Here is a 26,608-nt window from a genome sequence, read left to right on the forward strand (position 1 = left end):
TTTTTAGCTGACTTCGTCAGTTCTATCTACAACCTCAAAGCAGTGCTTTGAGCAACCTGCAGCTAGTTTCCTAGTTTACTCTTTGATTTTCATTGAGTATAAACAGATACGAAAAAGCCCTGTTCCTCAAGATGAGGAGCAAGGCTTTTTGAGTTTCAATTATTCTTCTGTTCCAAGGAAGTTTTTCGCAACAAGAGCTGCAAGAACACCACCAACGATTGGGGCAAGGATGAAAATCCATACTTGTTGAAGGGCTGCGCCACCTACCAAGACAGCAGGTGCCAAGCTACGAGCTGGGTTAACTGAGAGTCCAGTAATGTTCAATCCCACAAGGATCAAAGCTGTCAATGACAAACCAATGACCAAACCAGCAATCGCACCATTGCCCTTGCTTGCTGATGTTACAGTCATGATAACCAAAACAAACAAGAAAGTTGCGATAACTTCAAATAAGAAACCACCAAAGACAGTAACCCCGTTTGCCAAGGCATTTTCACCAAGACTAGCAGTTGACATGCCTGAGTTAGACAAGAGGAAGAATACTGCAGCTGACGCAAGGAAAGCTCCAACTACTTGTCCAAGGATGTAGTTTACAAGCTCTGAAGATGACAAACGTTTGTTTACAAACATAGCGATCGAAACAGCTGGATTCAAGTGAGCACCTGAAACAGTTCCGATTGAGAAAGCTGCAACTACGATGGCCAAACCAAAGGCAAAAGCAATTCCAAGGTGTCCAAGACCTTCAACACCATTTCCAAAAACAACAGCTCCTGTTCCGATGAACACAAGCATAAATGTACCGATTAATTCAGCAACAAATTTTTTCATGATAAATCTCCTTTTTTCAAACTATGTATTAGTCTATCAGAAGAAGGAAAGGGTTTCAAGAAAATTGATTGGAAAGTTTTTTGAAAATCATAAAATGACCAGCTAATCTCTAGTATTGAAAAGATTGAATAGCTTCTTTCAACTCATCTTGTAAAAAGTTTTTCTGATCAAGTTTAACATAGACTTCCAACAGACAGGATCTGAAGTTGGAAAATTTATGGAAATCATTTGCTTCTTTCAGGGGAAATTCGACTGTTTGCAGCCAAGCAGTGAGGAGAGACGTTTCGATTTTCCCTCGTAAGATTGGTTCATAAAACGCTCTGGCTAACCGCCAATCTTCATCATTTGTAAAACGAATCTCAACACGTTTAAAGATTTTCCCAATGATTTCAAATGCTTCGGCTATATCTGACTTTGGAAAGCTAGGATGGCATATAACTTCCGTCAAAAGATCAGCCCCATGCGCAAAAGCGTGAACCCAACCATACTGATGAGAGTAGCCCGTCGTCTCTTTTTCCTTTGTAAGATAGTACAATCCTTGATTTAGCATGGTAGCCCTGATAGGAGAAGACAACTGCTGGTAATAAAGTGATTCCTTAGTACCATCGCAGGACAGTAGATTGGCATAAATAAGCGCCCTAAAAGAACGTTTAAGAGCCGAAACTCCTCTACTATCAATCTCCTTGTATAGTCCTTCATCAGAGGAGACCTCTTCTGAGATAAACTGAAACTGCTCAAGGGAAAACAACTCTTCTTGAATCCCTCTAGCCAAACTCGTAAAAACAAGTTCGTCTCGAATTTTTGGAGAGGCATCTCCCAAGTGCTCAAGCAACCACTGAATTTCTTCTCGGCTATAGCTTGGTTTTTCTTCTATCACTTTTCTTTGTAATTCTTGATACATGGTCAATACCTCTACATTTCTAGTAATTTAATATAATCCAGACCCCAGTTTTCGACAGCATCTAAAACAACTCTGAATTCCTGCCCCATTTCGGTTAAGCTGTACTCAACTCGTGGGGGAACTTCGGCATAGACCTTTCGTTGAACAATCTTATCCTTTTCTAATTGACGGAGATGACGGGTCAAAATAGTTTGAGTAATCCCAGGCAATAATCTCTGCAATTCTTTAAATCGTTTGGTACCCGTACTCAACTGATAAATGATTACCAGTGCCCATTTCCCTGTTAAAACCCTTTGCGTTGTCGCAAATGGACAAATACCATACTCACTCACTTTATTTGGCATAAAATATCTTCTTTCTATTTTTTTAAAAAAATTTATCTTTTAGTATCAACAATAGTACTACTTTTGATACTAGCTATCGAAAAAGTGTCTACTTGTTTTTTTGATTGTAACTGTTACAATTATATCATAAAAAAGAAATGGAGAATATATATGTCAACAAACTTAGAAATTTTCAACGCTTATAACCAAGCTTTAATTGCTGGTGACTTTCCTGGTGTCTTTGAAACTATGGCAGACGATATTGTCTGGCATCAACCTGGTAATCATAGTATATCTGGTACAGTTGTTGGTAAGGACCTACTAGGATCTCACCTAGCTACATTTGCTGAGAAGACTAATGGAACCTTTAAGGTGATAACAAATTGGGTTTCTGACAATAAGGATTTAATCGCAGCTAATGTTACTTTTCTCGGAACACGTGCTGATGGTACTGAACTCAATATGAACGGGATTGACCTCTTCCGTATTGAAGACGGAAAAATCAAAGAAGTTTGGCTCTTCTCTTCAGATCAAGCTGAAGAAGATAGCTTTTGGGGATAATTTAAGAGGCCGGGACAAAAAATTTTGATTTTAGGAATTCTTTATTATAAATTTCTAAAATCGATAGATTAGAAAAAAAGCAAACAAAACAGTATTCTGAGTGTCAGATAACTCGTTTTGTTCGCTTTTTATATTTAAGGTTAGACTTTTGTCCCAGACTCTTTTAATTTACTCTCCCAACTCAGCACTGTAGGCGATAATCTGGTCAACTGTATCAGACAAGAACTGGATGGTATCACGGAGTGGTTTGTCTGTTGAGATATCCGCTCCGATAATCATGGCTGACTCAAGTGGTGTCTTACTGCCACCTGATTTGAGGAGATTGAGCCAGTCTTCAGCTCCAGTTTCTGAATGTTTCAGATGAAGGTAACCAGCTGTCGAGATGACTAGTCCAGCAGAGTAAGTGTAACTATATAAGCCCATGTAATAGTGAGCTTGGCGCATCCAAGTCAGAGCCGCATCGTCGTCGATTTCAATGGCATCTCCCCAGAATTCAGTCAAGACTTCCTTCATGATGCTGTTGAGTTTGCTTGCTCCGAAGGTTTCTCCTTCTTCAATCAATGTATAAACCTTGCGCTGGAAGGCTGCTTCCAAGAGGTGGGTAATAAAGTTATGGAAGTAGGTGTCTGTCAAACGGTGAGCAAGGGCAAAGCGTTTTTGACGCGGATCATCAGACTGATGTTCCAAATGATCACTTAAAAGCAATTCATTGAAGGTTGACGGTGCTTCGACATAGTAGGTCGACATATGAGCGTTGAAGTAACTTTGGTGATTGTCAGAAAAGATAAATTGACCAGAATGCCCGATTTCATGAATCAAAGTATAGACATCGCTCAAACGGCCTGTCCAGCTCATTAGAACATAAGGGTGCACGCGATATGGATCCGCCGCATAACCACCAGAATCCTTGCCACTATTGGCAGCAAAGTCAACCCAGCGCTCTTCTTGATAGCGAGCAACTTCCTGACAATATTCTTGTCCCAAAGGTTCTACTGACTTCATGACCAAATCATAGGCGTCATCAATAGTCACTTCAGGATTGAGGGCGCTGTCCAAATCCAATTTCCAGTCTGCAAAGGTCATCTTTTCAAGACCATTTACCTTGGCAACATGCTTGAGATATCTCTGAGCAACTGGCGCAAAATCCTTCATGATGAGGTCAATCTGGCGGTCAAACATGGCACGGTCCACTTCTTGCTCAGCCAGAAGATAGTCAAAAACTGAGTCGTAGCCCTTCATATCTGCTAATAGTTTTTCAGACTTAACCTGAGCTAGATAGGCTGCGGCTGCTGTATTTTGGTGCTTACGGAGTCCTTCTGAGAAGGAACGGAAGGATTTCTCACGAATTTCAGCATCTTCATGGTTTTGGTAGAAATTCTCATAAGTCACAAAGCTGTTTTTATAAGTCTTGCCATGGGCTTCAAAGTCAGCCATTTCAAAGTCCCCAGCTCGCATCTTGGTGTAAATATCCTGTGGACTGTAGAAAACTTCACCGAGATTAGTCAAAGCTTTCTCCACATCCGCCCCTAGATAGTGGGCTTTTTTGATTTTTGCCTGACGAATGGCAGCTGTTAAATGTGGCAATTCACCCAAACGATCCAAGACTTCCTCATCTGCTGCCACCAAGGCGTCATCAAAGAAGGTCAAGGCTACACTGGCATCTGTTTCAAATTCCATCCCAGATTGGGCGATATTAGCAAAATCCTCATTGCTATAGTCCGTCGTCTGAGGCATAAAGGCATAATTGCCGATATGACTCATCTGGATATAGATTTGCTCCAATTCTGCAAAGGCCTTCTCGAAATCCTCAAAAGTGTGAAGATTGCCCTTGTAATCACGGCTAAATTGGTTAATATCTTCGCGTGTTTTCTCGATTGCACGCAAGAAATCCTCACGGTCTTGGTAAAGGGCGGTTAAATCCCAAAGTTCCTTCTCTGGGAATTCTGAACGGTGTTTTTGTTCCATATTCTTCCTCTTATTTCTCTAATTCTAATAAAACACTAAGGGCTGATAAAGCGTAAAGTGGTGCTGTTTCTGCTCGCAAAATGCGAGGGCCAAGTCCTGCTAAGACTGATCCCTTAGCTTCGAAACTCTCAATTTCTGCAGGTGAGAGACCGCCTTCTGGACCAAAGATAAAGAGCAATTTGTCTCCTTTCTCGAGTCCAGTAACCGCTTGTAAAAGCGCAGCGCTTTCTCCTTCTTTGGCCGACTCTTCATAAGCCACTACGATGCGGTCAAATTGGTCAAGTTGGGCTAGAAAGTCTGCTTTTTTCTCAAAAAGCTTGATACTTGGAACAACATTACGCTTACTTTGCTCTGCTGCTCCAAGGGCGATTTTTTCTAGTTTTTCGACTTTCTTGCCCAATTTCTTACCATCCCACTTGGCGACCGACCAATCGGCAGGAAAGGCCCAGATTTGGCTAGCACCCAGTTCTGTCACTTTTTGAGTGATGAATTCCAGCTTATCTCCCTTGGGAAAGCCTGATGCGATAGTTACTTGAACTGGCAGTTCCACATTGTCAACTAATTCTTCTACCAACTCAAACTGACGCGCTTCCACATCTATCACGCGCGCCAAACGCTTGATACCATCATTGAAGACCAAGATTACTTCATCATCTTCTTTCAGCCGCATGACCTGAAACATATGCTTGCTGGTTTCCTTGTCCTCGATAGTGACAGGAGATATTGCACTGCCTTTGACAAAATACTGCTGCATGCTAGCCTCCAATCACACCTGAAATATCCTTTGTTTTCTTAAAGACACAGGCATTCCATTCCCCTTGAATCATATGGGTTTCAAGGAAAAATCCAGCTGACTCAGCCGACTCGCGTACCATGTCCCACTTGTCCTTGATAATGCCACTCATGATGAGGTAGCCTTCATCCTTGACCAAGCGATAAGCATCCTCTGTCAGATGAATGAGAATATCCGCCAAGATATTAGCTACAATCACATCTGTCTCAATCTCTACACCCTTGAGCAAATCTCCTGGGGCTACATGGATGTTTTCCATACCAGGGTTGAGCCCAATATTTTCCTGAGCCACACGAACCGCCACATCATCCAAGTCATAGGCAAAAATCTCCTTAGCACCAAGAAGCGAGCTGGCAATGGAAAGAACTCCTGATCCAGTCCCCACATCCAGCACCGTTTCGCCACCACGAAGAACCTGCTCCAGGGCAAAGAGGCTCATCTTGGTGGTTGGATGCGTTCCAGTCCCAAAGGCCATGCCTGGATCTAGCTTGATAATCTTCTCTCCAGCAGTCGCCTCATAGTCTGTCCAAGACGGCACGATGGTCAAATCATGAGTGATACGAGCTGGCTCATAGTATTTCTTCCAGTTGTCAGCCCAGTCTTCCTCAGCCAAGGCAGTCGTGCCCATCTTGACTTCTCCCAAGTCTATAAAATCCGTCAAGTCTGCTAAGCGAGCCTGCAAGTCAGCCTCAACCACTGCCACATCAACCGTTTCTGGATAGTAGGCTGTCACTACGATTTCTTCCTGTTGCTCGACCTCTGGGAAAATCTCACCGAAGCGATCCACATTTCCCACATAGTCCATGCTGTCTTCAATCGCAACGCCTTGCGCTCCCAGCTCAATCAAGAGATTAGAAACCAACTCCTCTCCCTCACGCTTAACTGTAACTTTTAACTCTTGCCATGTTTCCATTTTATTCTCCTTAACAACCCATCATTTCTTCTAATTCTTTTAAGGTCTTACCGTTTTTATCTTTCCAGTCCATTCGTCCATTGGTATTCATTCCTATCACAAAAGCTGCTGCATAAGAAGGACTAGAGAAAAGTTGTTTCTCCTGTAAAATGCCATCTTTGATTACATTTGTATCAATTAATTCTTTACGAAGTTTTTGTAGACTAGATGGGATTACGTTGGAATCTATCAACTCTATTTGACTGCCCTCCAAAACTACAAAACCTTCCGAAGTACGTTCACAACGTGCTTCTATTACTTTATTAGATTTCTTAGATTTTCGTTTTAAGTATAAATAAGTTAACTGATCATTAGATAAGTCTTTCTCCGATATCTTTGTCATAGGAACGAACACTCGATATCCTAAGGTTCCTACAATCATCAAGGTGTTTTCAACAACCTCGTCCAACTCTGATTGCTTCTCTTCCGTTACATTCCCAGAATTTGGCTCATTCCCGTTTTTCACAATATATCGCCCAAATTCTTTAGCTAGTTGAGTAAATTTATTTTCCAAATAGCTAATTTCTGTTGGACCGAAAGAATTATTTTGAGTTGTTAGAATTATGACATCATTAAAATAATCAGCATGAGTATCACGAGTATGCTCTTGAATTCGCAACAATACCCCTTCACCATTTTTCCGAGTTGTCGCCTGACCAATATAGGTCACATCTTTCTGTTTATCTTCATCTCGACCAAATAAGAAATAAATACCACTTTGTTTCATTTCATCACGCGACTTCAAATCTCCCAACTGAATACGAGGTATTTTGTAAATCACTCCCGTCCAATTTGACAAAGTACATTTGATTTTTCCAGTCACTTCACCATCCATGAGAAACATATTGATATTTTTGCTACGCTTCGCCATTTATCGAACTTCCTCCAAATAATCCCTCAATCTATCCTGCAACTGAGGGACAACTTGACTGGAACTAAGAAATTCCTCAACATTCATCAGCTGATAGCCCTGTCCTTCATCTCCAAATACGATACTGTCAAACTGAGCCTGTGTCAACTGACCGACTAGAAATACAGATTGTTTATCCGCAAAAAGCATACTTGGATAAACCTTACTCCAAAGCAGACAATCCTCAGTCAGATAAATTCCCAGTTCTTCATAAACTTCACGCGCCACGCACTCAAAAGGACTTTCATCACCTTCACGTCCACCGCCTGGAAGTTCCCACATATTGGGCCAGGGAATGCTTGCCTTATCATCGCGTAAGATGGTCAGGAGCCTATCCCCACAAAACAAAGCAATCTTACAGCCTGTGAAATCAGAAATCTCTATTTCCATATTAGACTCCTTCGGTTAATTCCTTTTCCAGCTCAGCTAACCAGTTTTGATAATAGCTTTTCTCATCCCGTAACATCCGACTGCTATTCATTTTCTGTCTAGCAATCTTCATAGCCTTGTGAGTTTGAACTACATCTTTCTTTACCTTAAATTGATACCAAGCTTGAATGACCTGCATATCTGCTGTTTTTAGAGATAAAAAGGATTTGACTCCTCGAATACTTGCATATTCTTCCGCCTTCTTATTATCTCCTTCCATCAGAGCAACTTGAAGAAGGTATAATTGAGAACTAGTTTTAGACATTGGATTGTCTGTTTTATCTAACACAGACTGAAACTGTTGCTTTGCAAGTTCTATATTATCATCCAATATGAATACCAACCCCTGAAGAGTCTGAACACTTTCTGCAAAACTCCCTCTCACCTCCTCATCAACAGGCATGATAAAGTCTTTTAAATCATATTCTTGAGGAGCTAGCAAGGTCTGGGCAGAATGCCTCAACATCAGGTAGGCGTATTTCGTATTTTCAGGGTGTTGTAGCAATTCCCAAATTTTTGCTCCATCGGTGATGCCGACTGGCAAAATGTTATTTAGGAAGAAAGACAAATTAAGAAAAATCCAAGTCCCTGCAAAATACCAGCTTCTTGTCAAAAATCCAAACACTATCGCCAATAATATCAAGCTGAGATGAACCATCAAGCCTCCTGAAAGCATCAGGATGATTCTTTGATCACTTTCATCCTCTTTTAAACCAATGTATTGAGCACCAACATTTTTCAGAATGGCTGTTCTACTAAGATGAAACCTGCCTAACTTTTTGGTCAAAATAAAATGTCCTAACCCAAAAGCCACCAGACGATAGCCTGTCAGATAACCACAAAATGCATGACCAAGCTCATGAAGAATCAAGATTACATACATGCTTAGAAAAGCAAAAGCATAACCAAAACTAAAAACTAATAATGCAGAATAGCCCAACTCTGCAAATGCGATGGTTCCACAAGCAAAAGCTAGCATAATAAAGACAACAGCTAGCACATAAACCAAATAAATCCCAATTTTCTTCATAAAATCTCCAACCAACTCCTAATATCTCGGATAAGGATAAAATTCTCCCTCTTCCAAGCCAACTTTTCCTTCTTCAAAGACTTCTTGGTTCCATTCCATGACGAATTCTTCTGCTTCTGGGTCTTCCAAAAAGTCCATGAGGGCATCTAGTCCAACCTCGGCAGTGTCTTTAAGGAATAGAGCAAAATAAGCTAAAAATTCACGAGAAAAACCTTTTTTAGGTAGGTAAGGAATAACCGTCAAATAGTCTTCCTCATTGACTGTTGATTTGGCAGGATTGTAAAAAAGCACTGCTTCCTCAAAGAGAATGTCATCTGACGAAACCTCTCCGTCTTCATCTACCATCTCCACACCTGCAGCGTTTTGCGCTTCCAATAGAAAACTCACTTCAACCGCGTGGTTACGCTTGTCCCAACTAATCTCAAAGTCAAAGGGAAAATTCTTCTCCAACTCTTCCTCTAAAACATCTAAAAATCCGTATGTTGCCATTTTGTCCTCTTTCTATGCGACTCTTTAATCGCCCCGATTGCTCGGAAATATGCTAAAATAGATACTACCATCTTACCACATATACATCAGAAAATCCACGTTAGAAAGGACTGCTATGCCAGACAATCTCGCACTTCGCATGCGCCCTAAAACCATCGATCAGGTCATCGGTCAGGAACATCTGGTCGGACAAGGAAAAATCATCCGTCGCATGGTGGAAGCCAACCGCCTGTCCTCCATGATTCTATATGGACCTCCTGGAATCGGCAAGACCAGTATTGCTTCAGCCATCGCTGGGACTACTAAGTATGCCTTTCGAACTTTCAATGCGACAGTTGATAGTAAAAAGCGACTGCAAGAAATTGCGGAAGAGGCTAAATTTTCAGGTGGACTTGTACTACTCCTTGACGAGATTCATAGACTAGATAAAACCAAGCAAGACTTCCTCTTGCCTCTCTTGGAAAGTGGACTGGTCATCATGATTGGCGCTACAACTGAAAATCCCTTCTTTTCTGTCACTCCTGCCATTCGCAGTCGCGTTCAAATTTTTGAGTTGGAACCTCTGTCTAACCAAGAAGTCAAAGAGGCTCTACAGATAGCTCTAAGTAACCCTGAGCGTGGTTTTGATTTTCCAGTAGAACTAGATGAGGATGCGCTGGACTTCATCGCAACCTCTACAAACGGAGACCTGCGCTCTGCCTTTAACTCACTGGATTTGGCTGTTCTTTCTACCCCTGAGAATGATAAGGGCATTCGCCATATCACTCTAGACATCATGGAAAATAGTCTTCAGAGAAGCTACATCACTATGGACAAGGATGGAGACGGTCACTATGATGTTCTATCTGCCCTGCAAAAGTCTATCCGTGGCTCAGATGTTGATGCCAGTCTTCACTATGCTGCCCGCTTGATTGAGGCTGGGGATCTGCCAAGTCTCGCTCGTCGCTTGACCGTTATCGCCTATGAAGATATCGGTTTGGCCAACCCTGAAGCCCAGATTCATACCGTGACTGCTCTGGATGCTGCCCAGAAGATTGGGTTCCCAGAAGCCCGCATTCTCATTGCCAATGTCGTGATTGATTTGGCCCTTTCTCCAAAATCCAACTCAGCCTATGTAGCTATGGATAAGGCACTTGCTGACCTCAAAACATCAGGGCACTTGCCTATTCCGCGACACCTGCGTGATGGACACTACAGCGGAAGCAAGGAACTAGGGAATGCCCAAGACTATCTCTATCCACACAACTATCCTGGAAATTGGGTCAAGCAAGACTATCTACCAGAAAAAATTCGTAATCATCACTATTTCCAAGCAGAAGATACTGGTAAATATGAACGGGCTTTGGCTCAAAGAAAGGAAGCTATCGACCGTTTGCGAAAAATCTGAAATCCTTTTCAAAAAATTGCACTTTCCTCTTGATTTTTTTTGAAAAAGTGGTATTATATAAACATAGAAACGCTGTGGTGTACGACTTCACACTTAAGTGTTGACCGACTATTTTTTGTATTATTAGGGAAACAAAAGTCTTCTAACAGCATGTAGGCCGTCTCACACGGAAACAGCTTCAGTTAGAGCGAGTTGCCCACCTGCTTAATTGCGCGGGTTCAATACAAACCGTGAAGTTTCGGCACCAATACAGCTTTTTTCTTTGCCTCCTTAGCTCAGCTGGCAGAGCAGCGGACTCTTAATCCGTGGGTCACAGGTTCGATCCCTGTAGGGGGCATCTAAATACAACAGGAAAAAGCCTTGTAAATCAAGGCTTTTTTTGCTTGTCTATAACTGATTTACCCCATCATTTCTCCCACATTTTAAATCTATCTTTTCTTTTTGAATCAAATTACATCTTTACAAATAGTGTAAAGCCAGTTACTTTTGCTTTGATGCCATACAATATTTTCATGTAGAGAAGACAAATTTTATCTTCTCTTTTTATTTTCAAAATAATAAAAACTGATTTTCTTTTCATAAATCAGACTGAAACTTCCAAATTTTCCATTTTGTTTATTGATATTTCCTCTAAAAAGGTGTATAATATTTTTATTATCAAACTATACTATACTATATAGGGGGTATTGAAATGAAATTTTCTAATCGTTTATCGCTATTCCTTGCAGGAGTTGTTTTTGTCCTTTTAGGACTTTTCCTATTTACAAACCCAGTAGCTAATCTTGTTGCTTACAGCTGGTGGATTGCATTTGGTTTACTGGTTTCTTCTATAGCAGCTATTTTAGGCTATTTCTCTGTACCAAAAGAGCTTCGCTCACCAGCTCATCTTTTCCAAGGGATTGTTAATCTTCTCTTAGCTCTTTACCTCGTTGCCTATGGCTTTGTGACGCTGCCAGTTGTCATTCCAACTATTTTAGGAATTTGGTTAATTGTAGAAGCCATTATAGTTTTCTTTAAAGGCAATCGTCTGGGATTGATTTTCCCTATTATTGGCAACCATATCATGTGGATAGCGTTGCTTGCATTTTTACTAGGTCTAGTGATTTTGTTCAATCCAGTAGCTACAAGTGTCTTTGTCGTTTATGTCGTTGCCTTTGCATTTTTAATTGTTGGTTTCACCTATATCCTTGATGCCTTTCGTAAATAATCTAGCTGCCATTTTGGGCATATTAAAATAGCTGGGAAGTTACATTCTCAGCTTTTTCTGTTGCCTCCTTAGCTCAGTTGGTAGAGCAGTAGACTCTTAAGCTATGGGGCGCAGGTTCGAGCCCTGCAGGGGGCACATCTAAATCAACAGAAATAAGCCTTGAAACCAAGGCTTTTTTTAACGTCTAATAGCTTTTTGTAGAAAAGTATTTAAAAATAAAAGAGAAGAGAATCTCTCACTCTCTTCTCAGTATATCTTATTAAATTTAGTTTTTCTTAATCTAGCTGATTTTCCTTTGCAACGACAAATTCCTTAACCAATCGATAGATAACAGCAAATATCGGTGTAAAGAATATCATCCCAAGTAAGCCAAAGAGATTGCCTCCAATACTAGCAGCCGCAAGCGTGAAAATAGCTGGCAAACCAATAGATTGACCTACAACTCTAGGATAAATAAGGTTTCCTTCAATCAGCTGTATAACTTGATATAGAAGAAGAGAAAGTAAGGCTTGAGTAGGACTCACTGTGAAGATAAAAATCGCTCCCACAACACAAGCAATCATAGGCCCTACATAAGGAATGAACGATAGCACTCCTGCAAATATACCTGTCATTACCCCATAAGGTAGTCCAAACAGGCTGTAGCCAACCGCTATCATAACTCCTATGATGACTGCTTCAATCAGCTGACTCATCAAAAATTGGTCATAAGTCTCTAGTGCTACTTGTCCAATGTAAGTTAACTTTGTCACCACTTTCTCTGGAAATATAACTTTTAGAAGTCTACTCGTCATCGCTGCCAGATGTTCCTTACTGGATAAAAATAAAAAGGTAAATACTATAATCAGAAAGGCATTCATTATACTTGAAAAAATATTTCCTATATTACTAGTCAGACCGGATAAGAAGGTTATCAAAGCTTGACTAATAGAGCTAGACTGTCCCTGAATTCCTGATACGATAGTTGACAGCATGTCTTTGGTTACAAATTCCGAGCTGTCTAGCAATTTCCCAAGTTGAGTCAGGACTGTTGAAAGGACTGCTCCCAGCTGACTAATAGTCTGAGCAAGGGTTGGAAGCACCAAAACCAAAAGACAGATCACGATTAAGATAAGAGATAGGAAAACAAGCACCATAGCAATCGGACGGCGCAACCCTGCCTTTACCTTCATTTTAACTAGGAATTCTTCAATTTTTTTCATGGGAACATTGAGCACAAAAGCAATGACAGCACCATAAATCAAGGTAGAAGTTACTTCAAAGAGAGATACTGCCCCTGATATAAAGCTTGATGCATTCAGAATTACAAGAGTAACCAGCCCTATAAAAAGTATTAATGGGGTGTATTTTTTTACTAAATTCATAAATTCTCCTTAATAAACATGTTTAGATACGACTATACTATTTGGTTTTTCAAACTCTCGGTCAAGGTAAGCTTGGTAAGTTCCTGGTGCGATAAATCCTTTGGGTGAGAGGATATCGGTGCCAGCCTGACCGACTATGGTATCAGCCAAGAGCACACAGTTTGTAGATAAGACAAAGTAGGATTTAAACTTAGATTTGATAAATTTATAAAGTTCCCCATCTGTCTCATGTCTGATTTTATAAGCGTAGGTGTAGTCTTCCTTACCATCACCTGTCATGATTTTATCTGCACTTGGCTCCCATGGAATCGTCAGTTGTTTCAATTCAGCCAACTTTTTCTGAACTGCTTTTTCCATTTCAGGCGTCAAATCTATCCCATAACCAAAAAGCGTTTTTTGACTCTCACGTTTACATAGGTCAATGTACTTGTCACGATCACAGAAATATAAGACACCATCTCCTACCATGCCAAATAAGGTCTCAGAAGACGGATCATAGTTGCCATAAGAAATAACACGGCCTTGATAGCAGATATCCACATGACCAATTGCCGAAAACAGAGAGGTCTCAGCTGTATGAACAAAAATTTCAAGCTCCGCTGTCTTACCAGACTTCACCATTCCAAGATGGATATCCTCTCTCTCATCAGCATTTTCCTGCATGAATTTGTTGATTTTTGCTAAAGTTCTTGCAGGGATGAGAGCGGCTAGGACAATAGGTAAGCTAATTCTAATACGACGTTTGAGATGGTTTTTCCCAATTTCCCCTTCAAATAAGAAACCGTCACGGATATTGGACAGACCATAAAGGAAAAAATAAGCCCCTAATACAAAGAGTTGAAAGACAGAATTTCCTGTAGAGGACAAAAGACTAGTCCCACCAAGAAAAACTAGTACGAGTCCATCTAGTAAGAGACGAAAACGAGGTCGAATTTTGTTTTTGCGGTAGAGAACATAGGTGACAAGGTTAATACTAGCATGAAAAATCTGATAAACTCCAATCACAAGAGCCAAAATATAAATCGGCACATCCGTCGCAAGATTGGAGCCAAGCAAATATCCCAGCACTAACAATTTAACCAGTGCAACTCCCAAGGTGTCCGTTGACTGACTTTTTTTGAAAATACGTAATACTAAATCTAAGACCGTTGCTATCCAAGCTAAAAACAGAACCAGTCGAATAACCTTTACTGGCAACCAAGTCCCCGTGACCATCAAGATGAGACCTAGCAGAACAAACAAGAACCCCTGAGCAAGTAATTTCTTACCTGTCAGACCTAAAGATAGAATTTTCGCCATATAAAAACCTTTCAACAATAAAAATTAAACACTCCGATTAAACTGACTAGTAAATAGCCAACACTACAAACAGCCTGTGCCAGCAACATATGGTGACTAGAAATGACTGTAGTAATGTCACCATCTTGTCTTATGCACTTCTAAAATTTGTTATATTGATTAGAAGCCAGAGCTTATAAAAACTAGCTAAACTCGAGAGATAGACACAATTGCGACGAAAAAATGTATAACCAATTCAACTTGTTAAGGTAAGAAAGCATTATTTCCAATCTATTAATTATTCATCTATTACCTATTATGACACAATATTCCCTATAGTTCAACTTTTTACTTGTTTTTATATTACACGGACTAAAAAGTTTTCAACAGTTGATTGCATGTGTTTTAATAAGTTTTAACCTTTCTTGGTTAGATAAAAAAAGAACCATACAGTTTAGAATCTGTATGGTTTTTGCCCCACTTTTGTCCCATTTTTAAATCATGACATTGAAAATACCTAAAATCACTTATATTTCAATATTTTTAATTGCTCTCAATATGAAAGTCCTTTCCAAATCCCTGTAGGGGGCATCTAAATACAACAGGAAAAAGCCTTGATTTACAAGGCATTTTTGTGTAGTCTTAGCACTAAAAAACGATAGAAAAAACACCCCTTCTGAACTGCACCCCAAAAGTTAGACAGAAAAAACCTAACTTTTGTGGCGCAGTTCATTCGCGTCACATGAAGTTATTTAAGCATCTCCCTTTCTCTCATTACCATTTTCTGTTATAATAAATTGTACTTCTAAAATAGAAAGGACTTAAGATGACAACTCTTATTAAACATAAACGTGTAAATTATTCAGAACTTTTTTATGATCTAGTTTTTGTTTTTGCGATTTCAAAAGTAACTGCTTTAATTCACCATCTTCATAACGGTATTTTGACTTGGAATTCTTTGCTTGATTTTTTCATGTCTGTCTTGCTTCTCATCGATTCCTGGATGATTCAAACCGATTATACCAATCGCTATGGAAAGAACTCTTTATTTAACATAGTAATCATGTTTATCAAAATGGGACTTTTACTCTTTATAGCCAATATGATTGGACCTGATTGGCAACAATATTTTCATTATCTCTGTTGGGCTATTGGTACATTAACCCTTACCTTATTTTTTCAATATTTGGTTGAGTTTTTTAAAAAATCAACCGATAATGTTCATAGGGAAAGTATCAAAGGTTTTCTATGGATAACAGGTCTACGAAGTTTAGAAATCTATCTAGCAGCTCTTCTTCCTATTTACATTGGAGTCTATATCCTTTATGCTAGTATTCTGCTAACATTTATTACGCCAATTACCTCGATTAGTAAAGATAAGCATTACCAGGTAAATCTCCCCCATTTAATCGAGCGCATCTCCCTTCTTGTCATTATTACGTTTGGAGAGATGATTACGAATCTAGCTAACTTCTTTACAATCGAGAATTTCTCGATTTATTCGGTTCTTTATTTCATTATTATGATTTCTCTGTTCTTGTTTTATTTTGGTCAATTCGACCATGCTATTGATGAAAAATCTAATCAAAAGGGACTATTTCTAATTTACAGTCACTATCCTATTTTCATTGGACTTATGATGCTGACTGTATCGATGAGTTTTCTTCAGAATCCTGAAGCTAATCGTCTCTTTGCAACCAGCTTCTCTTATATCGGATTTGGCCTCTTTCAAGCTGCTGTCCTAGTAAATGGGCCCTATAACAAACACTATCTTCGCTATTCGAAAAGTTACTACTGTGTCCAAGCGACACTCTATCTGGCTGCCTTTATTCTCTCTTTAATCTTTGCTTCTAATCCTATAATAGTAGTGAGTATTACAACCATTTTAGCTCTAGCTATAGCTATTCATTCTATTTATTTTTATATGACACAGACTAAAAAACATTCCACACCTTACTGGGAGTTGTTTTAATGAGTTTATAACATAAAAAAAGCTTTGGAAACCAAGGCTTTTTTTCATTAATTTGTTTTTCCATTTTATCCTCCGATTTGAACTCGCACTGACATTTATTTATAACAACACTATATATCTAGTATGGCCCAATCATTAGGTATTATAGGTTTTCAAACCAAATGTGAGTTATTCGTTTTTGCCCCATTTTTAAATCCTGACATTGAAAATACCTAAAAGTATTTCCCTAAAATCAGCTATATTTCAACATTTTTGTTTATTTTCAATATGAAAAGTTCTTACAAATTCATGTAGGGGGCATCTACATACAACAGGAAAAGCCTTGGAATCAAGGTTTTTTTCGTATCTTCTACAAAAAAAGCAAGAGTTTTAGAGGACTATGACTCTAGATGTACATTTTACTTAAATGACTGAAGGTCTTTTCTTAATAAAAACACCCCAAAAATTAGATTTTTTCTGTCTAACTTTTGAGGTACAGTTCAAAACGCGAAATAGCATTTTTTATTTTAGGTTACTAATCTAATCGAATAAACATCATAGCATTTAACAAAGATATGAGTGAGACCGTGTTTATATTATTTGAATAGATCAGTCTCTTATTTTCAATCGGAGGAATAATAAAATTAGAAATGATGATATCATAAGGCGATTCTTCTAAAGATTCCTTTGATAATTCTAATTCAGTCCAAACTTCAAGTTCAAAATTGTTGCTGCAATAATAAGAAAGTGTTTCCGCTACTGATTTTGCATGATACTGATCAAAATTGCTCATAACCAGAACCTTCAGCTTTGGCTGATTTTGTAGTAGATTAAGCACCAAATGTTTGGTATGAGTGATGAATGTATAAGATAGATGATTTACCATCATTGAACTAGAACAAACTTCAAGAGTCTCTAAATAATGAGAAAGCTCTTTTTTTACATCTGAAACAAATTTAGGGAAAATATTTTGAAAATTCCTGATTGTATTCCCTTTTTGATCAAATAAAATAAACTCAGTGGACAACTCTTGACGATACAGATGTGCGGTATTATGCAGATGCCAAATCAGATTATCCCTATTTTCAATCTCAATCTGATACTTGACTGAAATCTGATCAATAAAATCACTCAATAGATGGTAAGATTTTTCAACATAGCTATCCTTTTTTACACATTTCATAAAGAGACTTTCATCTATGAAAAACATTTTTTGAAAGTAAGACACAAATAATTGGCAAACCACTTCTTCATCTAAAGAGATATTGTATTCTGATTCAAAACTCTGAGCAACACCTTCTATTCCTTCTGCCTGCATTAAAAAATCCAAACTTTGGTCGTTAAAAGAATCTTTCTCTATTGCCATAAGATGACCAAACTTTATTCGATATAGATTAATAACCAGGAGCAGCTTTAGCATTCTATGCGTTGACAAATTCATTGGAAAGCTTGTTTCCTTATAAACCAATTCTAACAATTGAGATAGGGGCTCTGATGAAAAATTTTCAAATGGCCATTCTAGGAAATAATATTTTTCTGAAAAATATTGTGCAAAAAAGTAACGAATGTCTCTCTCATTTCCAATGATTTGAACAGGGGTCAGACTGATTTCAAATTGAAATTGCCTTTTAATCACTTTATTGATTTGGCTAATAATACGATAGAGCGAAGATGAACTGATATAGAATTCTTTACAAATACTTTCAGCTTGACAACCCTCATTAAAGAAGATAAATTCTAAAATCGAAAAATGAGTTGAATGCTTAAAGAAATGATGGTAAACCATTTCAATATCACTATCATCGGTATTAATAATGCGTATACCATTAGTAGAAGAATGAAAAATCAAGTCAGGAAAAGCAGATTTAACATGGGATAGATCATCTTTGACTGCACGTTCTGTACAATTTAATAACTCTGCTAGTTCAGAACGATGAAACCAACGTTTATGTTCAAATAATAATTCTAATAATTCTAATTGCCTATGACTTTTTTTAGATAATAAATCTCTCATGAATGTCTTTCTCTTTTTATAAATTATCGGATTAAACCTCTTGCAATTATACCACAAAGAATAGGTATAGCATGATATAACGACTTTTCCTAAAATCTTTTATTTCGTATAATAACACTACGGAGGCAATATATAAACAATTTTCTTATTTTACCGTCTATTGAGGGCGTAAATACAGAATCAAATTCAAGTCGAAAGATTATATTTTTAATTTTAAAAATTATATAATAGCAACAATCAAAGAATTTGATTTTTTTATATTAAAATTATATAATAATCAAAATAATTGATTATTTTATATCAAAATTATATAATAGCAATAATCAAAGGAATTGATTTATTTTTTGATATTAAAATAAAAAAGGAGGGTAAGCAATATTGTGGTCAATCATTGCTGGAGGTCTTATTGGACTTGTAGCAGGTAGAATCACTAAAAAAGGTAGTTCTATGGGAATCGTCGCAAATGTATTCGCTGGTTTAGTCGGGTCATCTGTAGGACAATCCCTTTTAGGTAGTTGGGGCCTATCCATCGCTGGAATGGCTTTGATCCCATCTATTGCAGGAGCAGCAATTGTTGTTACTGTAGTATCATTCTTTACAGGTGAAAAAATAATTACTTGTAGAATAAACTATTTTTAAATAGATTAGACGGGTAAAAATAGTTTAATGTTAAATCGAAAGGATTGTATATGTCAAAAACAAAGAAAATATGTTTCATTATTTTCTGTATTTTAATCTTGACAATTTTCCTTCCTGTTTTGATAGATTATCATCAAGTTAGTGATTTAGGCATTCAGCTATTTAGCTGGAGACAGAATCATTTCGTTGAATTTTATCTCTCTAGATATATATTCTGGGGGATAGTGGCTCTATCAACTTTAGTTTTGTTATCGATGTTAGTTGTGTTGTTTTATCCTAAACGTTATTTGGAAATTCAACTTGAAACTAAAAACGATACATTAAAATTAAAGAATTCTGCAATCGAAGGTTTTGTTAGAAGTTTGGTGAGTGATCATGGATTGATCAAGAACCCAACTGTTCATGTAAATTTACGAAAAAATAAATGTTTCGTTCATGTAGAAGGTAAAATTCTTCCTTCGGACAACATCGCTGACAGATGCCAACTAATTCAAAATGAAATAACTAATGGATTGAAGCAGTTTTTTGGTATTGAGCGTCAGGTTAAACTAGAAGTTCTAGTAAAAGACTACCAGCCTAAACCAAAACCTCAAAACAAAAAGACTGTTAGTCGTGTGAAGTAAGGAAGTAAAAAATGGAATGGCTTAAACAATATCGATATCCAATTATCACTGGTCTCATAGGCGTATTTCTCGCTTGTTTGATTATCTCCTTTGGCTTCTTCAAAACAATATTTGTATTGATTTTAGGAGCACTGGGAGTTGCAGCTGGGTTATATATCGAAAAAAACTATATAGATAAATAAAAAATAAAAATTACTAATTTAATTAAAGGAGTTTCATATGTCAAACGAAAAAAACACAAACACTAACGTAGAAAAGAAAGATGCTACTGCTGTAGCTCACGAAATCAAAGGGGAACTTACTTACGAAGATAAAGTTATCCAAAAAATCATTGGTCTGTCACTAGAAAACGTTTCAGGTCTTTTGGGAATCGACGGTGGTTTCTTCTCAAATCTTAAAGAAAAAATCGTTAACAGCGATGACGTAACAAGTGGTGTTAACGTAGAAGTTGGTAAAACACAAGTTGCAGTTGACTTAAACATTATTGCTGAGTACCAAAAAAATGTTCCAGCTTTATATTCAGAAATCAGAGAAATCGTATCTTCAGAAGTTGCTAAAATGACTGACTTGGAAGTTGTTGAAATCAACGTAAACGTTGTCGACATCAAAACTAAAGAACAACATGAAGCAGACTCAGTAAGCCTTCAAGATCGCGTATCTGACGTTGCTGAATCAACAGGAGAATTCGCTTCAGAACAATTCGAAAAAGCTAAATCTGGTCTTGGATCTGGTTTCTCAACTGTTCAAGAAAAAGTTAGCGAAGGCGTAGAAGCTGTTAAAGGTGCAGCAAATGGTGTAGTATCTCACGAAAGAACTCGTGTAAACTAAGATAAAATAAATATAACAGGAGAAATTATCATGTCAGTAGAAGAAAAATTAAATCAAGCTAAAGGTTCTATTAAAGAAGGTGTTGGTAAAGCCATCGGTGATGAAAAAATGGAAAAAGAAGGAACAGCTGAAAAAGTTGTTTCTAAAGTAAAAGAAGTTGCTGAAGATGCCAAAGACGCTGTAGAAGGCGCTATCGAAGGTGTTAAAAACATGTTGAGTGGCGACAATAAATAAGGCTAAAAGTTACTTTATCTTTTTAGTAACATTAGTCAAAAGAGTTTGAGTCAAGATGATTCTCAGAAAACAAAAAGCTAGAGATTTCCAATTGCGGAACTCTAGCTTTTTAATTTTGCCTCTTTCTCTTATTATATTTCAGCAGGTTGTTGACCATGAGTACGAATCCCATGTCAATCTCACTTTACGCTTACCTTTCAGATGACATCTCTTATAACCAAACAAACCTTTATCTGCCCAAAGACAGATTTCATATCAATCTTACGTTTAGCGAAAATTTATCTACCCTTGGAAGATAAAAGTGCCTGATATTCTTTAATTTTTAAACACTGGTAACGTTCATTCATACACAGTCCCTTTTGAGGGGCTGATTCAGGTTCATCATCGCAGTCAACATTGATTTCAAGGATTTTTACTTTCTATCTACTCTTTTCCATGATGTATTTTCGTACAGGTTCTTCAACTATTTGAACGATTTCAAATCCTTCTTTTTGGTAAAGATTATAAGCTGCTTGATTTGCTTCGAAGACATTTAAAGAAATACTATCTATGTCTCCATTTTTAAACATCAATTGAATAAAATCCTTAAATGCCTGGCTACCTAAGCCTTGTCCCTGTTTCTGGGGGTTGATAAAAAATCTTCCAATATGAAGATTACTGTCTTCTCGCCTAATTTTCTGGATAAGCCCCACAAACTCTTGTCCATCAAAGATTGAAAAGATTCCTTCCAAATCTTGCAAGACTTGAATTGTCAAGGGAAAAGGAATCATTGTTCCCATCCATTGTTCTTGAAAGGATTTGCCAAGGGAGTTGGACCATTGGCATACGAATTGAGCGTTTTCTATACTTACCTTTTCTTCAAAACGAATTGTCATCTTTTTCCTCACCATCTTATCTATGTTTCTCCATTATACCACTTCTCCTATTTTTTCCGAATAGATAAGTATGATTGATTTTTATTTTTTTCTTGTCGGGAGCATTCTCGCTTCCTTTCTCGGTTTGGTCATTGACCGTTTTCCAGAGCAATCCATTATCAGTCCAACTAGTCACTGCGATTCCTGTCAGACTCGCTTACGTCCGTTAGATTTGATTCCGATCCTCTCGCAGGCGCTCAATCGCTTTCGCTGTCGCTACTGCAAGGCTCCTTATCCTGTCTGGTATGCCCTCTTTGAACTAGGCTTAGGGCTCATCTTTCTGGTTTACTCTTGGGGATTGCTTACCTTTGGGCAAGTCATCCTGATCACTACTGGCTTGACCTTAGGCATCTAGGACTTTCGCCATCAGGAATATCCCTTACTAGTCTGGCTGACTTTCCATCTACTCCTCATGGCTTTCTCTGGCTGGAATCTGGTCATGATTTTCTTCCTTATCCTTGGAATTTTTGCTCATTTTATTGATATTAGCATGGGCGCAGGGGATTTTCTCTTTTTAGCTTCCTGCTCTCTCGTCTTTATCGTAACGGAGTTACTGATCTTGATTCAGTTTGCTTCTGCAACAGGAATTCTAGCCTTTCTCCTACAAAAGAAAGAGGAAAGACTTCCTTTTGTGCCTTTCCTCTTACTCGCTGCTTGTGTGATTATTTTTGGTAAGCTACTGCTTGTTTGATAAAGTCCTGAATCGGCTCTCCTTGGTGGAGAGCTTTTACAATTTTCGAGCCGACGATAACACCATCTGACACCGCATTGAAGCGTTCTACATCAGCTTGACTAGATACGCCAAAGCCTGTCAAAACTGGGATATCGGCTACTTGATGCAGTTGAGCCAAGTGCTTGTCCAAATCTGCGCGGTAATTTCCTGATTTCCCTGTCACCCCGTTTATGGCAACTGCATAGACAAAGCCTTCCGCCCCTTTAATTAATTCTTTCTGACGCTCCAGTCCTGTTGTCAAACTAACTAGAGGAATCAAGGCGATATCCGTATCTGCCAAAAATGGCTCTACAAAGTTAGCATGTTCATGAGGCAGGTCTGGGATAATCAAGCCCTTAACAGCTGTATCTGCCAAATCTTTGACAAAGTTCTCCACACCGTACTGAAAGAGGGGGTTGAAGTAGGTCATAATGACCAGTGGTACCTCTGTTTCAATGGTTTTCAAGGTTTCAACCAAAGCTTGTGTCGAAGTACCATGAGCTAGACTGCGCAAACCAGCTTCTTCGATAACAGGTCCATCTGCGACAGGGTCTGAAAAGGGAATGCCCACTTCAATGGCAGAGACACCAAAATCTTCTAAAAAGTGGATTGTTTCTCCTAGTCCATCCAAACCTTTCTCATGGTCTCCAGCCATGATATAAGGAACGAAAATTCCTTTTCCAGCTGCTTTTATAGCCTTTAGTTTTTCTGTTAGTGTCTTAGGCATGAGCTTCTCCCTTCTTTGCTACATCTGCTTCCAAGCGATCTTTGACTTGAACCACATCCTTGTCACCACGTCCAGATAAGCAGACAATCATGGATTTGTCTGGTCCAAGTTCTTTGGCCAATTTCACCGCAAAGGCGATAGCATGGCTAGATTCCAAGGCTGGGATAATCCCTTCCACACGAGATAAGAGCTGGAATCCTTCCAAGGCTTCCTCGTCTGTCACAGGAACATAGCTTGCACGCTTGATATCGTGGTAATGAGAATGCTCTGGACCGATACCAGGATAGTCCAATCCTGCTGAGATAGAGAAGGCTTCAAGAATTTGTCCATGGGCATCTTGGAGCACATCCATGAGAGAACCGTGAAGGACACCTGGTCGACCCTTGGTCAAGGTAGCTGCATGGTGCTCTGTATCCACACCAAGCCCTGCTGCTTCAGCCCCATACATAGCAACTGACTCATCTTCTACAAAGGGATGGAAGAGACCGATAGCATTTGAACCACCACCAACACAGGCTACTAGGGCATCTGGCAGATTTTGACCTGTCAAATCACGATACTGTTGCTTAGCTTCTCGTCCAATGACACTTTGGAAGTCACGAACGATTTCTGGGAAAGGATGAGGCCCCAAGGCAGAACCAAGGATATAGTGGGTATCATCGATATTAGCCACCCATGAACGAAGGGCTGCATTGACCGCATCCTTGAGCACGCGCGAACCATCTGTCACTGCCTCTACCTTGGCTCCCAAAAGCTCCATACGGAAAACATTGAGGGCTTGGCGTTTGACATCTTCCTCACCCATATAGATGGTACATTCCATGTTAAAGAGGGCTGCAGCTGTTGCAGTTGCCACACCATGCTGACCAGCACCCGTCTCAGCGATAATTTTCTTTTTACCCATACGTTTAGCCAGAAGAACTTGTCCCAAGGCATTATTAATCTTGTGGGCCCCTGTATGATTGAGGTCTTCACGCTTGAGGTAAATCTTGGATCCACCGATATGCTGGGTCAAGTTTTTTGCGTAGTAAAGGGGAGTTTCACGACCAACGTACTGACGTAAGAGTTGGTTTAATTCTTCTTGGAAACTTGGATCTGCCTGACTTTCACGGTAGGCCTTTTCCAACTCCAAAACTGCTGTCATCAATGTTTCTGGGACAAAACGTCCGCCGAATTTTCCATAAAATCCATCTTTATTTGGTTCCTGATATGCCATGCTTTACCCTCTCTATAAATCTTCTAATCTTTTCATGATCTTTTTGTCCATCTGTCTCCACTCCACTTGATACATCTACTACATAGGGAGTAAAGTGTTGAATTGCTTTTACTACATTATCTTCATTAAGCCCACCTGCGATAAAGAAGGGCTGAGCGAGTCCTTCCGTATCCAGTTGGCCCCAGTCAAAGGTCTGGCCACTCCCAGCTTCAGGAGCATCAAAGAGTAGATAGTCTGCACGAGAATTGGGTACATGACCCTCTCCATCCACCTGCACAGCCTGAATGCTGGCACAAGGCAATTCCTCAAACAAATCATCTGCTACCTGACCATGAACTTGTACCAAGTCCAAGCCAACTTTGTCAATCGCTTTTAGCAGTTCTGCTCGACTTGGTGAAACAAATACGCCAACCTTTTTTACGTCTGAAGGAATGAGCTTTGCCAACTCAGCAGCCTGATCCAAGGTCACCTGTCTTTTACTAGGTGCAAAGACAAAACCAATGTAGTCCGATCCTGCTGAAACAGCTGTCTCCACCGCTTCCTTGGTCGATAATCCGCAAATTTTAACCTTTGTCAATCTGTAACTCCTTGATTCTCTTGGCTACATCTTCTGCCTGCATGAGAGCTGTCCCTACTAAAATTCCGTTAAAGTATGGTGCTACTCGTTTCGCATCCTGCCCTGTGAAAATAGCCGATTCAGAAATATAATAGCGACCTTCCTTAAAGTGTTTAGCCAAGTCTACACTGGTCTGCAAGTCGACTTCAAAAGTGGTCAAATTGCGGTTATTAACCCCAATAATCTCAGCACCAAGTCTGTGGGCCACTTCCAGCTCAGCTAGATTATGAGTCTCCACCAAGACTTCCAGACCAAGCTCTGTCGCATAGTCATACAGTTCCTTGAGGCGTTCTTCTGACAAGGCCGCGACGATGAGCAAGATAACTGTCGCACCTGCATTGCGAGCGCGGATGATTTGCTTTTTTTCGATGATAAAGTCCTTGTTGAGCGTCGGAATCTCTACCTGACTGGAAATCTCCCGTAGATAATCCAAGTGCCCTTTAAAGAAAACCTCATCTGTCAAAACCGAAATCATCACTGCGCCGTTCGCTTCATAAGTCTGGGCCTGTTGCACAATATCCACATCGAGATTGATATCTCCCAGACTAGGGCTGGCTTTCTTTACCTCAGCGATTACCTGCAAGCGGTCTTGATGATGCTTCAAAAATTCACCCAAGCGATAGGTTTGGCGCAAGGGCTGGATTTGCTCCAGCTCCATCTGCTCAACCTCACGCGCCTTCTGCTCCAAAATTCGTGCTAAAATTTCCTGACTCATTTTTGGTACTCCTGTAATAGTCTGAGTTTTTCAAGGGCCTTGCCACTAGCAATCACTTGACGGGCCAAGGTAACTCCTTCCTTAATGCTAGCTGCCTTACCATTAGCATAGAAACCAAGACCAGCATTTAGGACTGTAGTTTCCAAGAATGGACTTGGTTGGTTCTTGAGAACACTGAGCAAAATTTCTGCATTTTCCTGAGCATTTCCTCCACGAATGTCCTCAATGGCAATGCGTTCCATCCCCAACTCCTCTGGGGTAAAGCTTGATAAGGTGATTTCGCCATTTTCAAGAAGAGCAATGTTGGTTGTTCCATTTAGACCAGCTTCATCCAGTCCTTCTGGCCCAGCAACCACAATGGCACGTTTGCGACCCATATTTTTCAAAACCTGAGCTGTACTTTCTAGAAGTTCTGGACGACTAATTCCAAGAAGCTGTGTTTCCAAGGCCATTGGGTGAATCAGGGGACCAGTCAAGTTCATAATCGTTGGAATTCCCAATTCCAAACGAGCTGGCATGATATATTTCATAGCTGGGTGCATATTTTTGGCGAAGAGAAAGACGATTCCAGTTTTATCAAAGACCTTACCTAGTTCAGCTGGTTTGAGGTCTAGGTTGATTCCCAAGGCTTGAAGGACATCTGCCGAACCAGATTTAGAAGAAATCGAGCGGTTACCGTGTTTAGCCATGTGAATACCACCACCAGCCAATACAAAGGCTGCCGTCGTAGAGATGTTAAAACTGAAGGACTTGTCCCCACCTGTACCACAGTTATCCATAGCATCATGAATTTCAGTTGGAATGTGTTGGGCATGTCCTCTCATGACTTGAGCAATAGCTGTGCGTTCTTCAGGTGTTTCTCCCTTCATCTTAAGGGCCAAGAGAAGAGAAGCAATCTGCGCTTCGGTTACACGCCCAGTTACGATACGCTCAATGACATCCGTCATTTCCACACCTGTCAAATTTTCAAATTTTGCTAGTTTTTCAATAATCTCTTTCATC

28 protein-coding genes, 2 tRNA genes and 1 pseudogene are annotated in these 26,608 nt (G+C 39.3%); 12 read left to right on the forward strand and 19 right to left on the reverse strand.

The features are described from left to right. Positions 1–159: 159 nt before the first annotated feature. The 3 genes from HF881_RS03170 to HF881_RS03180 all read right to left on the reverse strand — a co-directional run bounded on the left by HF881_RS03170 (position 160) and on the right by HF881_RS03180 (position 2,073). Positions 160–828 (reverse strand): aquaporin, encoded by a 669-nt coding sequence (locus HF881_RS03170; RefSeq protein WP_000714830.1) that lies wholly within the window; start codon positions 826–828, stop codon positions 160–162. Positions 829–937: 109 nt separating this feature from the next. Beyond that, the gene (locus HF881_RS03175; protein WP_169446430.1) at positions 938–1,729 is read right to left on the reverse strand and encodes a DUF2785 domain-containing protein; all 792 of its coding nucleotides are present in this window, start codon (positions 1,727–1,729) and stop codon (positions 938–940) included. An 11-nt stretch (positions 1,730–1,740) separates the two neighbouring features. Further along, positions 1,741–2,073 carry a helix-turn-helix domain-containing protein gene (locus HF881_RS03180; protein ID WP_169446431.1) on the reverse strand — a complete coding sequence of 111 codons (333 nt, stop codon included), beginning with the start codon at positions 2,071–2,073 and terminating at the stop codon, positions 1,741–1,743. A 150-nt stretch (positions 2,074–2,223) separates the two neighbouring features. On the opposite strand from HF881_RS03180, the gene HF881_RS03185 reads away from it, so the two are divergent. After that, on the forward strand, positions 2,224–2,613 hold the full coding sequence (locus tag HF881_RS03185; RefSeq protein ID WP_169446433.1) for a nuclear transport factor 2 family protein: 390 nt from the start codon (positions 2,224–2,226) through the stop codon (positions 2,611–2,613). A gap of 168 nt (positions 2,614–2,781) precedes the next feature. Here HF881_RS03185 and pepF read toward each other — a convergent pair whose 3' ends face one another. The 7 genes from pepF to HF881_RS03220 are packed head-to-tail and all read right to left on the reverse strand — an operon-like array spanning position 2,782 to position 9,181. Then, positions 2,782–4,578: an oligoendopeptidase F gene (pepF, locus tag HF881_RS03190; protein ID WP_169446435.1), complete on the reverse strand. Its 1,797-nt coding sequence runs from the start codon at positions 4,576–4,578 to the stop codon at positions 2,782–2,784. A gap of 10 nt (positions 4,579–4,588) precedes the next feature. After that, positions 4,589–5,332: a 16S rRNA (uracil(1498)-N(3))-methyltransferase gene (locus HF881_RS03195; protein ID WP_169446436.1), complete on the reverse strand. Its 744-nt coding sequence runs from the start codon at positions 5,330–5,332 to the stop codon at positions 4,589–4,591. Between the two features lies 1 nt (position 5,333). Continuing rightward, on the reverse strand, positions 5,334–6,284 hold the full coding sequence (gene prmA / locus HF881_RS03200; protein ID WP_169446437.1) for a 50S ribosomal protein L11 methyltransferase: 951 nt from the start codon (positions 6,282–6,284) through the stop codon (positions 5,334–5,336). A 10-nt stretch (positions 6,285–6,294) separates the two neighbouring features. After that, the gene (locus HF881_RS03205; protein WP_169446439.1) at positions 6,295–7,194 is read right to left on the reverse strand and encodes a GIY-YIG nuclease family protein; all 900 of its coding nucleotides are present in this window, start codon (positions 7,192–7,194) and stop codon (positions 6,295–6,297) included. After that, on the reverse strand, positions 7,195–7,623 hold the full coding sequence (locus tag HF881_RS03210; protein WP_169446441.1) for an NUDIX hydrolase: 429 nt from the start codon (positions 7,621–7,623) through the stop codon (positions 7,195–7,197). A gap of 1 nt (position 7,624) precedes the next feature. Next, complete coding sequence (locus HF881_RS03215) at positions 7,625–8,692, reverse strand: M50 family metallopeptidase (protein WP_024057540.1); 1,068 nt, start codon at positions 8,690–8,692, stop codon at positions 7,625–7,627. Positions 8,693–8,710: 18 nt separating this feature from the next. Beyond that, on the reverse strand, positions 8,711–9,181 hold the full coding sequence (locus tag HF881_RS03220) for a DUF3013 family protein (RefSeq protein WP_000257122.1): 471 nt from the start codon (positions 9,179–9,181) through the stop codon (positions 8,711–8,713). A gap of 115 nt (positions 9,182–9,296) precedes the next feature. Here HF881_RS03220 and HF881_RS03225 point away from each other — a divergent pair, with 115 nt between their 5' ends. From HF881_RS03225 to HF881_RS03240, 4 genes are all read left to right on the forward strand, one after another. Continuing rightward, positions 9,297–10,568, forward strand: coding sequence for a replication-associated recombination protein A (locus HF881_RS03225; RefSeq protein WP_001113233.1), 1,272 nt, complete (start codon positions 9,297–9,299; stop codon positions 10,566–10,568). 264 nt (positions 10,569–10,832) lie between these two features. Beyond that, positions 10,833–10,905 (forward strand) — tRNA-Lys (locus HF881_RS03230). Positions 10,906–11,259: 354 nt separating this feature from the next. Continuing rightward, a complete protein-coding gene (locus tag HF881_RS03235; protein ID WP_000672744.1) occupies positions 11,260–11,775 on the forward strand; it encodes a DUF308 domain-containing protein in 516 nt (171 codons plus the stop codon). A gap of 62 nt (positions 11,776–11,837) precedes the next feature. Continuing rightward, positions 11,838–11,910: transfer RNA gene (locus HF881_RS03240), tRNA-Lys, on the forward strand. A gap of 140 nt (positions 11,911–12,050) precedes the next feature. Here the strand turns inward: HF881_RS03240 and HF881_RS03245 are convergent. Both HF881_RS03245 and HF881_RS03250 read right to left on the reverse strand, forming a co-directional pair. After that, entirely contained in the window at positions 12,051–13,139 is a 1,089-nt protein-coding gene (locus HF881_RS03245; RefSeq protein ID WP_001055024.1) for an AI-2E family transporter, read from the reverse strand. 9 nt (positions 13,140–13,148) lie between these two features. Further along, the gene (locus tag HF881_RS03250) at positions 13,149–14,438 is read right to left on the reverse strand and encodes a membrane protein (RefSeq protein WP_001062781.1); all 1,290 of its coding nucleotides are present in this window, start codon (positions 14,436–14,438) and stop codon (positions 13,149–13,151) included. A gap of 805 nt (positions 14,439–15,243) precedes the next feature. Between HF881_RS03250 and HF881_RS03255 the strand changes: the two genes are divergently transcribed. Continuing rightward, complete coding sequence (locus tag HF881_RS03255; protein WP_169446442.1) at positions 15,244–16,389, forward strand: low temperature requirement protein A; 1,146 nt, start codon at positions 15,244–15,246, stop codon at positions 16,387–16,389. Positions 16,390–16,903: 514 nt separating this feature from the next. Here the strand turns inward: HF881_RS03255 and mgaSpn are convergent. After that, entirely contained in the window at positions 16,904–18,382 is a 1,479-nt protein-coding gene (gene mgaSpn, locus HF881_RS03260) for a virulence factor transcriptional regulator MgaSpn (protein ID WP_115903999.1), read from the reverse strand. A gap of 375 nt (positions 18,383–18,757) precedes the next feature. On the opposite strand from mgaSpn, the gene HF881_RS03265 reads away from it, so the two are divergent. Genes HF881_RS03265 through HF881_RS03285 form a run of 5 tightly spaced genes read left to right on the forward strand, consistent with a single transcriptional unit; the run spans position 18,758 to position 20,706 of the window. Then, positions 18,758–19,021: a GlsB/YeaQ/YmgE family stress response membrane protein gene (locus HF881_RS03265; RefSeq protein WP_169446613.1), complete on the forward strand. Its 264-nt coding sequence runs from the start codon at positions 18,758–18,760 to the stop codon at positions 19,019–19,021. Positions 19,022–19,071: 50 nt separating this feature from the next. Further along, a complete protein-coding gene (gene amaP, locus HF881_RS03270; RefSeq protein WP_169446444.1) occupies positions 19,072–19,644 on the forward strand; it encodes an alkaline shock response membrane anchor protein AmaP in 573 nt (190 codons plus the stop codon). Positions 19,645–19,655: 11 nt separating this feature from the next. Further along, positions 19,656–19,826, forward strand: coding sequence for a DUF2273 domain-containing protein (locus tag HF881_RS03275; RefSeq protein ID WP_000455069.1), 171 nt, complete (start codon positions 19,656–19,658; stop codon positions 19,824–19,826). A gap of 37 nt (positions 19,827–19,863) precedes the next feature. Further along, positions 19,864–20,472: an Asp23/Gls24 family envelope stress response protein gene (locus HF881_RS03280; protein WP_084861710.1), complete on the forward strand. Its 609-nt coding sequence runs from the start codon at positions 19,864–19,866 to the stop codon at positions 20,470–20,472. A gap of 30 nt (positions 20,473–20,502) precedes the next feature. Beyond that, positions 20,503–20,706: a CsbD family protein gene (locus tag HF881_RS03285; RefSeq protein WP_000109960.1), complete on the forward strand. Its 204-nt coding sequence runs from the start codon at positions 20,503–20,505 to the stop codon at positions 20,704–20,706. A gap of 419 nt (positions 20,707–21,125) precedes the next feature. Here HF881_RS03285 and HF881_RS03290 read toward each other — a convergent pair whose 3' ends face one another. Next, positions 21,126–21,581 (reverse strand): GNAT family N-acetyltransferase, encoded by a 456-nt coding sequence (locus tag HF881_RS03290; RefSeq protein ID WP_169446446.1) that lies wholly within the window; start codon positions 21,579–21,581, stop codon positions 21,126–21,128. Between the two features lie 70 nt (positions 21,582–21,651). Here HF881_RS03290 and HF881_RS03295 point away from each other — a divergent pair. Continuing rightward, a pseudogene (locus HF881_RS03295) lies at positions 21,652–22,311 on the forward strand (prepilin peptidase). Here the strand turns inward: HF881_RS03295 and trpA are convergent. Genes trpA through trpD form a run of 5 tightly spaced genes read right to left on the reverse strand, consistent with a single transcriptional unit; the run spans position 22,283 to position 26,607 of the window. Next, a complete protein-coding gene (gene trpA, locus HF881_RS03300; protein ID WP_169446447.1) occupies positions 22,283–23,059 on the reverse strand; it encodes a tryptophan synthase subunit alpha in 777 nt (258 codons plus the stop codon). The pseudogene HF881_RS03295 and the gene trpA sit on opposite strands and share 29 nt — an antisense overlap. After that, positions 23,052–24,275, reverse strand: coding sequence for a tryptophan synthase subunit beta (gene trpB / locus HF881_RS03305; RefSeq protein ID WP_169446449.1), 1,224 nt, complete (start codon positions 24,273–24,275; stop codon positions 23,052–23,054). Before trpB ends, trpA begins: the two co-directional genes overlap by 8 nt. Continuing rightward, positions 24,253–24,852: a phosphoribosylanthranilate isomerase gene (locus HF881_RS03310; protein ID WP_169446450.1), complete on the reverse strand. Its 600-nt coding sequence runs from the start codon at positions 24,850–24,852 to the stop codon at positions 24,253–24,255. The genes trpB and HF881_RS03310 overlap by 23 nt, the downstream gene beginning before the upstream one ends. After that, positions 24,839–25,606 carry an indole-3-glycerol phosphate synthase TrpC gene (gene trpC / locus HF881_RS03315; RefSeq protein WP_169446452.1) on the reverse strand — a complete coding sequence of 256 codons (768 nt, stop codon included), beginning with the start codon at positions 25,604–25,606 and terminating at the stop codon, positions 24,839–24,841. Before trpC ends, HF881_RS03310 begins: the two co-directional genes overlap by 14 nt. Continuing rightward, on the reverse strand, positions 25,603–26,607 hold the full coding sequence (gene trpD / locus HF881_RS03320; protein ID WP_169446454.1) for an anthranilate phosphoribosyltransferase: 1,005 nt from the start codon (positions 26,605–26,607) through the stop codon (positions 25,603–25,605). Before trpD ends, trpC begins: the two co-directional genes overlap by 4 nt. Position 26,608: the final 1 nt, after the last annotated feature.

Source organism: Streptococcus sp. WB01_FAA12 (assembly GCF_012843315.1).
GTDB lineage: Bacteria > Bacillota > Bacilli > Lactobacillales > Streptococcaceae > Streptococcus.

What these genes read in the sequence shown, in the direction of transcription:
- HF881_RS03170 (WP_000714830.1), bottom strand. Translation starts at nt 828, where the DNA reads ATGAAAAAATTTGTTGCTGAATTAATCGGTACATTTATGCTTGTGTTC.
- HF881_RS03175 (WP_169446430.1), bottom strand. Translation starts at nt 1,729, where the DNA reads ATGTATCAAGAATTACAAAGAAAAGTGATAGAAGAAAAACCAAGCTAT.
- HF881_RS03180 (WP_169446431.1), bottom strand. Translation starts at nt 2,073, where the DNA reads ATGCCAAATAAAGTGAGTGAGTATGGTATTTGTCCATTTGCGACAACG.
- HF881_RS03185 (WP_169446433.1), top strand. Translation starts at nt 2,224, where the DNA reads ATGTCAACAAACTTAGAAATTTTCAACGCTTATAACCAAGCTTTAATT.
- pepF (WP_169446435.1), bottom strand. Translation starts at nt 4,578, where the DNA reads ATGGAACAAAAACACCGTTCAGAATTCCCAGAGAAGGAACTTTGGGAT.
- HF881_RS03195 (WP_169446436.1), bottom strand. Translation starts at nt 5,332, where the DNA reads ATGCAGCAGTATTTTGTCAAAGGCAGTGCAATATCTCCTGTCACTATC.
- prmA (WP_169446437.1), bottom strand. Translation starts at nt 6,284, where the DNA reads ATGGAAACATGGCAAGAGTTAAAAGTTACAGTTAAGCGTGAGGGAGAG.
- HF881_RS03205 (WP_169446439.1), bottom strand. Translation starts at nt 7,194, where the DNA reads ATGGCGAAGCGTAGCAAAAATATCAATATGTTTCTCATGGATGGTGAA.
- HF881_RS03210 (WP_169446441.1), bottom strand. Translation starts at nt 7,623, where the DNA reads ATGGAAATAGAGATTTCTGATTTCACAGGCTGTAAGATTGCTTTGTTT.
- HF881_RS03215 (WP_024057540.1), bottom strand. Translation starts at nt 8,692, where the DNA reads ATGAAGAAAATTGGGATTTATTTGGTTTATGTGCTAGCTGTTGTCTTT.
- HF881_RS03220 (WP_000257122.1), bottom strand. Translation starts at nt 9,181, where the DNA reads ATGGCAACATACGGATTTTTAGATGTTTTAGAGGAAGAGTTGGAGAAG.
- HF881_RS03225 (WP_001113233.1), top strand. Translation starts at nt 9,297, where the DNA reads ATGCCAGACAATCTCGCACTTCGCATGCGCCCTAAAACCATCGATCAG.
- HF881_RS03235 (WP_000672744.1), top strand. Translation starts at nt 11,260, where the DNA reads ATGAAATTTTCTAATCGTTTATCGCTATTCCTTGCAGGAGTTGTTTTT.
- HF881_RS03245 (WP_001055024.1), bottom strand. Translation starts at nt 13,139, where the DNA reads ATGAATTTAGTAAAAAAATACACCCCATTAATACTTTTTATAGGGCTG.
- HF881_RS03250 (WP_001062781.1), bottom strand. Translation starts at nt 14,438, where the DNA reads ATGGCGAAAATTCTATCTTTAGGTCTGACAGGTAAGAAATTACTTGCT.
- HF881_RS03255 (WP_169446442.1), top strand. Translation starts at nt 15,244, where the DNA reads ATGACAACTCTTATTAAACATAAACGTGTAAATTATTCAGAACTTTTT.
- mgaSpn (WP_115903999.1), bottom strand. Translation starts at nt 18,382, where the DNA reads ATGAGAGATTTATTATCTAAAAAAAGTCATAGGCAATTAGAATTATTA.
- amaP (WP_169446444.1), top strand. Translation starts at nt 19,072, where the DNA reads ATGTCAAAAACAAAGAAAATATGTTTCATTATTTTCTGTATTTTAATC.
- HF881_RS03275 (WP_000455069.1), top strand. Translation starts at nt 19,656, where the DNA reads ATGGAATGGCTTAAACAATATCGATATCCAATTATCACTGGTCTCATA.
- HF881_RS03280 (WP_084861710.1), top strand. Translation starts at nt 19,864, where the DNA reads ATGTCAAACGAAAAAAACACAAACACTAACGTAGAAAAGAAAGATGCT.
- HF881_RS03285 (WP_000109960.1), top strand. Translation starts at nt 20,503, where the DNA reads ATGTCAGTAGAAGAAAAATTAAATCAAGCTAAAGGTTCTATTAAAGAA.
- HF881_RS03290 (WP_169446446.1), bottom strand. Translation starts at nt 21,581, where the DNA reads ATGACAATTCGTTTTGAAGAAAAGGTAAGTATAGAAAACGCTCAATTC.
- trpA (WP_169446447.1), bottom strand. Translation starts at nt 23,059, where the DNA reads ATGCCTAAGACACTAACAGAAAAACTAAAGGCTATAAAAGCAGCTGGA.
- trpB (WP_169446449.1), bottom strand. Translation starts at nt 24,275, where the DNA reads ATGGCATATCAGGAACCAAATAAAGATGGATTTTATGGAAAATTCGGC.
- trpC (WP_169446452.1), bottom strand. Translation starts at nt 25,606, where the DNA reads ATGAGTCAGGAAATTTTAGCACGAATTTTGGAGCAGAAGGCGCGTGAG.
- trpD (WP_169446454.1), bottom strand. Translation starts at nt 26,607, where the DNA reads ATGAAAGAGATTATTGAAAAACTAGCAAAATTTGAAAATTTGACAGGT.